Annotated in this window: 6 protein-coding genes and 1 pseudogene; 2 read left to right on the plus strand and 5 right to left on the minus strand. The window is 38.4% G+C overall.

The features are described 5' to 3' along the window. Positions 1 to 436 (plus strand): IS1634 family transposase (locus CWATDRAFT_RS27835; RefSeq protein WP_007308119.1); only part of this gene is annotated, 436 nt, incomplete at its 5' end. A 146-nt stretch (positions 437 to 582) separates the two neighbouring features. Here CWATDRAFT_RS27835 and CWATDRAFT_RS36375 read toward each other — a convergent pair. The 5 genes from CWATDRAFT_RS36375 to groES form a co-directional block, all read right to left on the minus strand. Then, positions 583 to 2,331 (minus strand): lectin-like protein, encoded by a 1,749-nt coding sequence (locus tag CWATDRAFT_RS36375; RefSeq protein WP_007308125.1) that lies wholly within the window; start codon positions 2,329 to 2,331, stop codon positions 583 to 585. Next, a complete protein-coding gene (locus CWATDRAFT_RS27845; RefSeq protein WP_326997443.1) occupies positions 2,328 to 3,611 on the minus strand; it encodes a nidogen-like domain-containing protein in 1,284 nt (427 codons plus the stop codon). The genes CWATDRAFT_RS36375 and CWATDRAFT_RS27845 overlap by 4 nt, the downstream gene beginning before the upstream one ends. Before the next feature lie 25 nt (positions 3,612 to 3,636). Continuing rightward, a complete protein-coding gene (locus tag CWATDRAFT_RS27850; RefSeq protein WP_007308123.1) occupies positions 3,637 to 4,515 on the minus strand; it encodes an RHS repeat protein in 879 nt (292 codons plus the stop codon). A 356-nt stretch (positions 4,516 to 4,871) separates the two neighbouring features. Further along, entirely contained in the window at positions 4,872 to 6,494 is a 1,623-nt protein-coding gene (gene groL / locus CWATDRAFT_RS27855; protein ID WP_007308122.1) for a chaperonin GroEL, read from the minus strand. A gap of 72 nt (positions 6,495 to 6,566) precedes the next feature. Next, the gene (groES, locus tag CWATDRAFT_RS27860; protein WP_007308121.1) at positions 6,567 to 6,878 is read right to left on the minus strand and encodes a co-chaperone GroES; all 312 of its coding nucleotides are present in this window, start codon (positions 6,876 to 6,878) and stop codon (positions 6,567 to 6,569) included. A 307-nt stretch (positions 6,879 to 7,185) separates the two neighbouring features. Between groES and CWATDRAFT_RS27865 the strand changes: the two are divergent. Beyond that, positions 7,186 to 7,894 (plus strand): annotated as a pseudogene (locus CWATDRAFT_RS27865) (IS5-like element ISCwa2 family transposase); the annotation flags it as partial. Between the last annotated feature and the right edge of the window lie 23 nt (positions 7,895 to 7,917).

Raw genomic sequence — 7,917 nt, forward strand, 5'->3', positions numbered from 1 at the left:
AGGAAAAATTATTTTAGCAACTAACTTAGTAGAGGAAAATAAATTAGAAGCTAGTGAAATTCTGATAACTTATAAAAACCAGCAATCTACGGAAAGAGGATTTCGATTTTTGAAAGATCCCTTATTTTTTACTGATAGTTTCTTCGTTGAAAAACCAGAAAGAATAGAAACAATGTTATTTTTAATGTCTTTGTGTTTGTTGATTTATAACTTGGGGCAAAGAGAATTAAGAAATTGTTTAAAAAGAGTCAAAAAAGGAATAAATAATCAAGTAGGGAAAGTAACATTGCGTCCGACTTTGAGGTGGATATTTCAATGTTTTCAAGGTATTCATTATGTGATTTTAAACAGAGTTAAACAAATTGTCAATTTAACAGAAGAAAGGCGTTTTATATTGAGTTTATTACCTGCATCTTGTCAAAGATATTATCTATAAATTGAATTGGATAAAGCAAAAATAATAAAAGAATAAGAGTCTAATGATATCAAATGAGAAGAGGAAACTCTCCTTCGTTTGTGCTGAGTCTTGCTAAGTTTTCAATGAGTATAAATCTTCTTAATTTGATTATTTTTCCTAAAAATTTAATGAAAAGAGAAATATTCTTGCCCAGGTATGATTTTCGGACTTTTTAAAACTATGTATTTTTTTATACTACATTTTGAAGTGCGGAATCTGGGGTGTAAATAACGTTGACTTAAAATAGGTTCATTTTCCCCTGTGATTCCGTCATTATCCACAAATTCTAAGTGAACATCATCTGCGTTATAAACAAAATGAGTAACAACTCCTGCAACTTCATCTGAGGGGGTTGTATCTACTGTTTTACTAATACGTCGATTAAACGCATCATAAACAAATTCGACGCGCTGTAGTTCATTTCCCTCATTATCTTTGTCAATGACTGCGATTAAACGATTACGATAATCCCAGATAAATTCTTGGCTGTTTCCTGTGGCTATCTCTGTTTTACTGATTAAGTTACCTTCATTGTCGTAGTCGTAGTTATAAACCCCATCGGACAATAAACGGTTATTTGTCCCTGTTTCATAGCCATTTTCGTGCAAACTGGAACTAATACGGTTGCCATTGGCATCATATTCGTATGTTTCATCGACAAGATTATCATTACTACGTTCTGCACCAATTAGCTGATCTCTGTCATCATAGGTATAGTCTGTTACTCCATCAACATCGGTTATCTGAGTAATACGACTGGAAGCATCATAAGCATAATTGTAGAAAGCAATGTCATTTGTACCGTTATTATGACCTATATTGGTGAGACGGTTTAAGTCATCATAATTGTAGTTTGTTTGGTTAACTAATTGTGTTCCAGCTAAGTCACTATAACGACTCATTGAGGTATATTGTCCTAAGGCATTGTAAGCAAAATTAACACTTTTATCATTGACATTATTACCAGATTGTGTTAATTCAATTAAGCGATTCAGGGCATCATAATTGTAGTTATTAGTGCCAGCTTCTACCCCATTTATTGTATCAACCACTGACAACATATTACCCACATCATCGTAGGTGTAATTGAGGGTTACATGGGGGGTATTGGGGGTGTTTAAATTATCAGCAGCAATCAGGCGATCGCGGTTATCGTAGGTATAAGTTAGGGAACTATATTGATCCACAACTGAGGTTAAATTACTAACTTTATCGTAACTATAATTAATAACTTGTTCAGTATCTATCCAGGTTTCTTGAATTAGGCGATCGATGTCATCATATTGATATTCAATTCTGCGATCGCTTCGATCAGTTTGTGCAATTAAATTATCAACTACATCGTATTCGTAGGTAGTTGTATTGTTGAAAGGATCGGTTTCACTTATGAGACGATTTCTGGCATCATATTCAAAAGTTGTTTTGTTAGAAAGGTCATTAATTTCAAGTTCAATTAATCCAAAATAAAGACCATCTGTAAACCCTTCAAAACCCACTGTTCCTTCTAAGGGTACATCATTCCATGTTCCTTTAATATTAGTATCAAACCGTGAGTGATGCCAATTAATTGTACCATAATCACCAGAATCATTAGGTTGCTCTTCATTCCAGTTAGTAAAGTCTAATGTTTCTCCTGTTGTCCATACATATTCCCCTTCATTTTCTACATCATTAATTCCTATCCATAAAGGTAAACGTTCGTATTGACCAATTAAAATATTATTTTCGATAAATTCTTGTTCAGCTTCACTATTAATAGCAACTAAATGACCTCCTAATTCTTGTGCTGTTGTTTCTGCTTCTTCCCAAGTCATTACATTGTCTGTAATCAAATAAGTTTGATCATTTCCTCCATTTTCACTTGACCACTTCACTTAATCCAATTTGTTGTTCCTAAAACTGAATTTTCTATCACTGTAATTAGGTTATTGTCTAGATCATAATCAAATCGGGTAATGATTCCTTCCGGATCAATTGTTTCAATGAGACGATAACGTTCATCATAAATATTTTGGGTTTCGTTTCCTAACGGATCAACAACTGACAAGAGATTACCAATAGAATCATAAGTAAAGGTTGTAACTTGATTGAGAGAATCAGTGGTTTGTATGAGACGGTTTAAGACATCATATTCATTGGTAATAATGCTATTTTCTGGGTCGGTTGTGGTGAGTAAATTTCCATCAGCATCATAGGTATAACTGGTAATAGGAGAAGTTAAGGAACCTTCACCATCAGGATCAGCTTCTGTGATAGAAATGAGACGATTTAAAGCATCATATTCAAACTCGGTGCGGTTGCCATTTTCATCAATAATAGCGGTTTGGTTGCCTACGGTATCATATTCAAATTGTCTGGTTGCTTCGTCGTTTGTTCCTACTGCATAAGTCATAGAAATAAGACGACCAAATGTATCATAATCATTATCAGTGATACGACCTAAAGCATCAGTAATCGTATCAACTAAACCATTAGCAGTGTAGGTAAATTGAGTGATAAGATCGTCATTTCCTCCTACTTCTCCAATGACTTCAGTGATGGAGAGAACATTTCCATTATTGGGGTCAATATCGTAGAGAGTTTGATGACCTAATTCGTCGGTATAACTGGTTAATTGATTGAAAGTTGGGTCATAGGTGAAACTCTTGAATCCTCGACCGATAGAGGTTCCGGTTGCTTCAGTAATCCCCTGCTCAGTAACAATTAAGGATAAGCCATTTTGCAAACTAGCCTGATTAAAACTGTACTGTTGAAACTGATTCTGATTATTCCAAATACCAATTGTGGCTGATTTTCCGGCACTATGTTCCTCATCAGTAGATTGCTCAAAATTAACATCAAGGTAATTAAATTGAATTGAGTTAGTGCCTTCACTCAATATCACTTGAAAGGTGATATTTCCAGTTTCAGAAAGATATGGATAAGCTTCAACTTGATGCCACTGTACAATAAATTGGCGATTATCTGGTTCTCTAATTGTTTGAGTATAAATTTCAGCAATAGCTCCTTCATCACTTCTTGTTTCTAAATCATCCCAGAATGGTAAGATGGAAGGTAAATCAGATAATCCAACACCACCAGTCATTAGATCAGTATTAGTATACTGAGACTTGATTCCGCCAAAGCTGAGTAAACCATTAGAACTAACAGCAATTTGGTTGTAGGTATTATTATAGAAATTAACGGATCAGGTTTCCTGCTGTGTCATACTCTAACACTGTCTCACGATCCCCCGGATCGCTAATACTGGTAACTAAACCATTGGTATAACTAAAATTAGTTTCTAAACCCACAGGATCGATAATGGTGCTAATATTCCCCTCATTGTTGTAGATATATTGAGTAGTATTTCCATTGCGATCGCTTACACTAGCAATTTTATTATCCGCATTGAAACTATAAACCATCTGATCCGTCATGGTGCGTCGGAATGTCCCATCTTCCAATTTTTCCAACACAGAAAAATCCCCTGGAGGCGAGTCATAACCACCTTCTTCCAGGATTTCAAATAACAATTCTCCCCCGTCTCCATCGATGATTAACACCGATCCATCCACATTTTCGACGATTTCCTCCAAACCGGACAAACCCCAACCATTGCCGAAAATACTACCAATACTGTTAACGTGAATAATGTCCCCAGTATAAGTAATGGTTGAACCATTCAAGGTTTCCCCATTCAGTTGCAATAATCCTGTACTTAATTGATAATCATAACGCCCCGAACCTAACCCACGCATATCCCCTTGTAAGGCCGCTTCAATATTACCACCCTCTTCAGGAATGGACCAATAATTAGTCCCTCCTGCTATTTCATACTCAAACATCCCTTGTTGTACCGTTAATTCTGCCATTAAACGGCGATTTTCGTTAAAGACGACATTGCTATAATCAAAGTGTAAAATAGGACGAGAATCTGCTCTTTCTGAGTCATAAGTTAAGGTGAAACCACGATTAACTCCCAAAGATTCATAAGATACTAAATTATGGGTTTCTATGACTGCACCAGAATGGAGTTGCACCACAGATCCTCCTAGTTCGTCTACTTTAATTAACAATATAGCAATCAGGTTTCAGTTGTGAGAAAATATTGAGCAGGGTAAAACACAGTGTTAAACCCCTACAAGGACGCATTCGTAGGGACATAATATTATTATGTCTTGATATATAGCAATCAGTAATGATTCGTGAGATTATCGAGATCCCCCCTTTTAGTTCCCCCCTTATGATCCCCCCTTTAGTTCCCCCCTTAGTAAGGGGGGTTAGGGTGGATCAGAATTCACTTAATTCTCACAACTGATAACTGATTGCTATATATTCTCGCTTTTCACATATCATGACTGATTCTGCCTAGATATATTGTAGGGGTCAACGGCCGTTGACCCCTACAATATCCACATTTTAGGTTTAAGGTTTAGTAGTCGAAGTCTCCACCACCACCAGCAGGTGCTTTTTCTTTCTCAGGTTTATCCACCACAATACATTCGGTGGTGAGGATCATACCTGCGATCGAAGCAGCATTTTGTAAACCGGAACGAGTCACTTTAGCAGGATCAACGATACCAGCAGCTAACATATCGGTAAACTGACCACTAGCAGCGTCGTAACCGGTGTTAAAGTCTTGTTCTTTGACTCTCTCAGCAACTACCGCACCGTTTTGACCAGCATTTTCAGCAATACGTTTTAAGGGTGCAGTTAAAGCACGAGCAACAATCAAAGCACCGGTTAACTCTTCGTTAGCTAGATTGCCGTTAGACCACTCTTCTAGGGTAGGAGTGAGGTGTGCTAAGGTGGTACCACCACCAGGGACGATACCCTCTTCTACGGCTGCTTTTGTGGCGTTGATGGCATCTTCTAAACGTAACTTACGATCCTTCATTTCGGTTTCAGTAGCAGCACCCACTTTGATGACAGCTACACCACCGGATAACTTAGCTAAACGCTCTTGTAACTTCTCTTGATCGTAGGAAGACTCTGTATCTTCCATTTGACGACGGATAAGCTCACAACGAGATTTAACCCCTTCTTCGTTGCCTTCGGCAACAATAGTTGTGTCGTCTTTAGTTAAAGTTACCCGACGAGCAGAGCCTAACATTTCTAACTTGGCATTCTCTAACTTGAGGCCAGCATCTTCGCTGATAACAGTACCACCAGTTAAAACAGCGATGTCTTCGAGCATCTGTTTACGGCGATCGCCAAATCCAGGAGCTTTCACCGCAGCTACGTTTAACACACCCCGTAAACGGTTAACCACCAGGGTTGCTAAGGCTTCTTTTTCGATATCTTCGGCGATGATCATTAAAGACTTACCTTGACGAGCAACTTGCTCTAAAACAGGCACTAAGTCTTGTACGAGGTTAATTTTTTTGTCCGTTAAGAGGATGCAGGGTTCTTCAAATACTGCTTCCATGCGTTCAGCATCGGTGACAAAATAAGGGGAAATATACCCTTTATCAAAGCGCATCCCTTCGGTGATTTCCAGTTCGGTGAACATGGACTTTCCTTCTTCTAAGGAAATAACCCCTTCTTTACCTACTTTATCCATCGCTTCGGCGATCATTGCACCAACTTCTTCGTCGTTTCCTGCGGAGATGGCACCGACTTGAGCGATCGCTTTTGAGTCTGCGATGGGTTGAGCGTGGGCCGCGATTTTTTCTACTAAGAAGTCGGTAGCTTTATCGATACCCCGTTTCAAAGCGATGGGGTTAGCACCGGCCGCAACGTTGCGTAAACCCTCTTTAACGATCGCATGGGCTAAAACTGTAGCGGTGGTAGTTCCGTCTCCAGCGACATCGTTGGTTTTAGAAGCTGCTTGACGAATCAAGGAAACTCCGGTATTTTCGATATGGTCTTCTAATTCAATTTCTTTTGCAATGGTGATCCCGTCATTAATAATTTGCGGGGCGCCAAATTTCTTTTCTAGGACAACGTTGCGGCCTTTAGGTCCAAGGGTAACGGCCACAGACTCAGCTAGGATGTCCATACCTCTTTCTAAAGCACGACGTGCATCTTCGTTGTAAACAATGGATTTAGCCATAGGTTATGCCTCTTTTTGGTCAATTCTCAATCAATAATCAATAAAGTCGCTCTCAAGTCTTCTCTGCTTTGATTAAGCAACGGCAGCGAGGATATCTTTTTCCGATAGTAATACGTAGTCATCTCCAGACAGTTTGACATCGGTGCCGGCGTATTTGGAGTAAAGCACTTTATCGCCAACTTTGACATCTAATTCAGAACGACTGCCATCGTCGTTGCGTTTTCCGGGTCCAACTGCCACAACTTCACCGATCTGGGGCTTTTCTTGGGCGTTATCGGGTAATAAGATACCACCTGCGGTTTTTTCTTCGGCGGGGCTAACTTTTACAAAAATGCGATCGCCGAGGGGTTTAACTGTAGAGACGTTGATACTAATTGCTGCCATGAACGAATCCTCCTGAAGTTTATAATTAGGAATGAGGGCTTGTTTGAGATGCTTAGCACTCTAACCTTACGAGTGCTAATTTAGCGAAATAAGGGGAGTCATGGCAATAGTCGTCTGGGTACGGGTTTCCGAACTTTTCTGGGTTGTCTGCTTTAATGCTGACAGTATTTAGGGTTTGCTGAATAAAAGCAAAACCCTATTCTTTAAAAGGTTACACCCATATTCGCGATCGCAAAAAAGATCAGCTTTGTCGGCTACAAACCGCTATAATTGGTAGAAACACCTCCCAGTTGTTGGTCAAGAACAAATGTATCGAAAAGAGGAGCAACCTTTACCGCCCCCAGAAAAATTTGAATTACCTTTCGAGGGCAAATTGTCCCCCAATAATCGTTGGGTAATCATGGCAGAGTTGATACCTTGGGATGATTTTGAGGAAGAATATGCTAAACTTTTTTCAGCAGAAAAAGGTGCGCCAGCCAAACTATTTAGAATGGCATTAGGGACATTAATTATTAAGGAAAAATTAGGAACAAGTGATAGAGAAACTATAGAACAGATTAGAGAAAATCCCTATCTACAATACTTTATAGGTTTAAATTGTTATCAACAAGAGCCACCACTGGAATCTTCAATGCTAGTTCATTTTAGGAAAAGAATTGATGGAGAATTGATAAACAAAATCAATAAAAAAATAGTAAAAAGAGAAATAGACAAGAGTGATAAAGAAGTAAAAAAAAAGGATTGTCTCCAAGAAAAAGGAGAAAAAATAAAAAATAAAGGTAAACTAATTTTAGATGCGACTTGTGCGCCAGCAGACATCAAATACCCAACGGATTTAGGCATATTAAATCAAGCCAGAATTGAGACAGAAAGAATAATAGATAATCTTTATAAACCATTAAGAGTAAAATTGAGAAAAAAGCCGAGAACTTCTAGAGAAATTGCTAGAAAGGAATACTTAAAAGTAGCTAAAAAATCGGAAAGTATCTTATCAAGAAAGAAGAAAAGCTATCGGAAACAGTTAGTGATCCCGGCCGTT

Source organism: Crocosphaera watsonii WH 8501, assembly GCF_000167195.1.
GTDB lineage: Bacteria > Cyanobacteriota > Cyanobacteriia > Cyanobacteriales > Microcystaceae > Crocosphaera > Crocosphaera watsonii.

What these genes read in the sequence shown, in the direction of transcription:
- groL (WP_007308122.1), bottom strand. Translation starts at nt 6,494, where the DNA reads ATGGCTAAATCCATTGTTTACAACGAAGATGCACGTCGTGCTTTAGAA.
- groES (WP_007308121.1), bottom strand. Translation starts at nt 6,878, where the DNA reads ATGGCAGCAATTAGTATCAACGTCTCTACAGTTAAACCCCTCGGCGAT.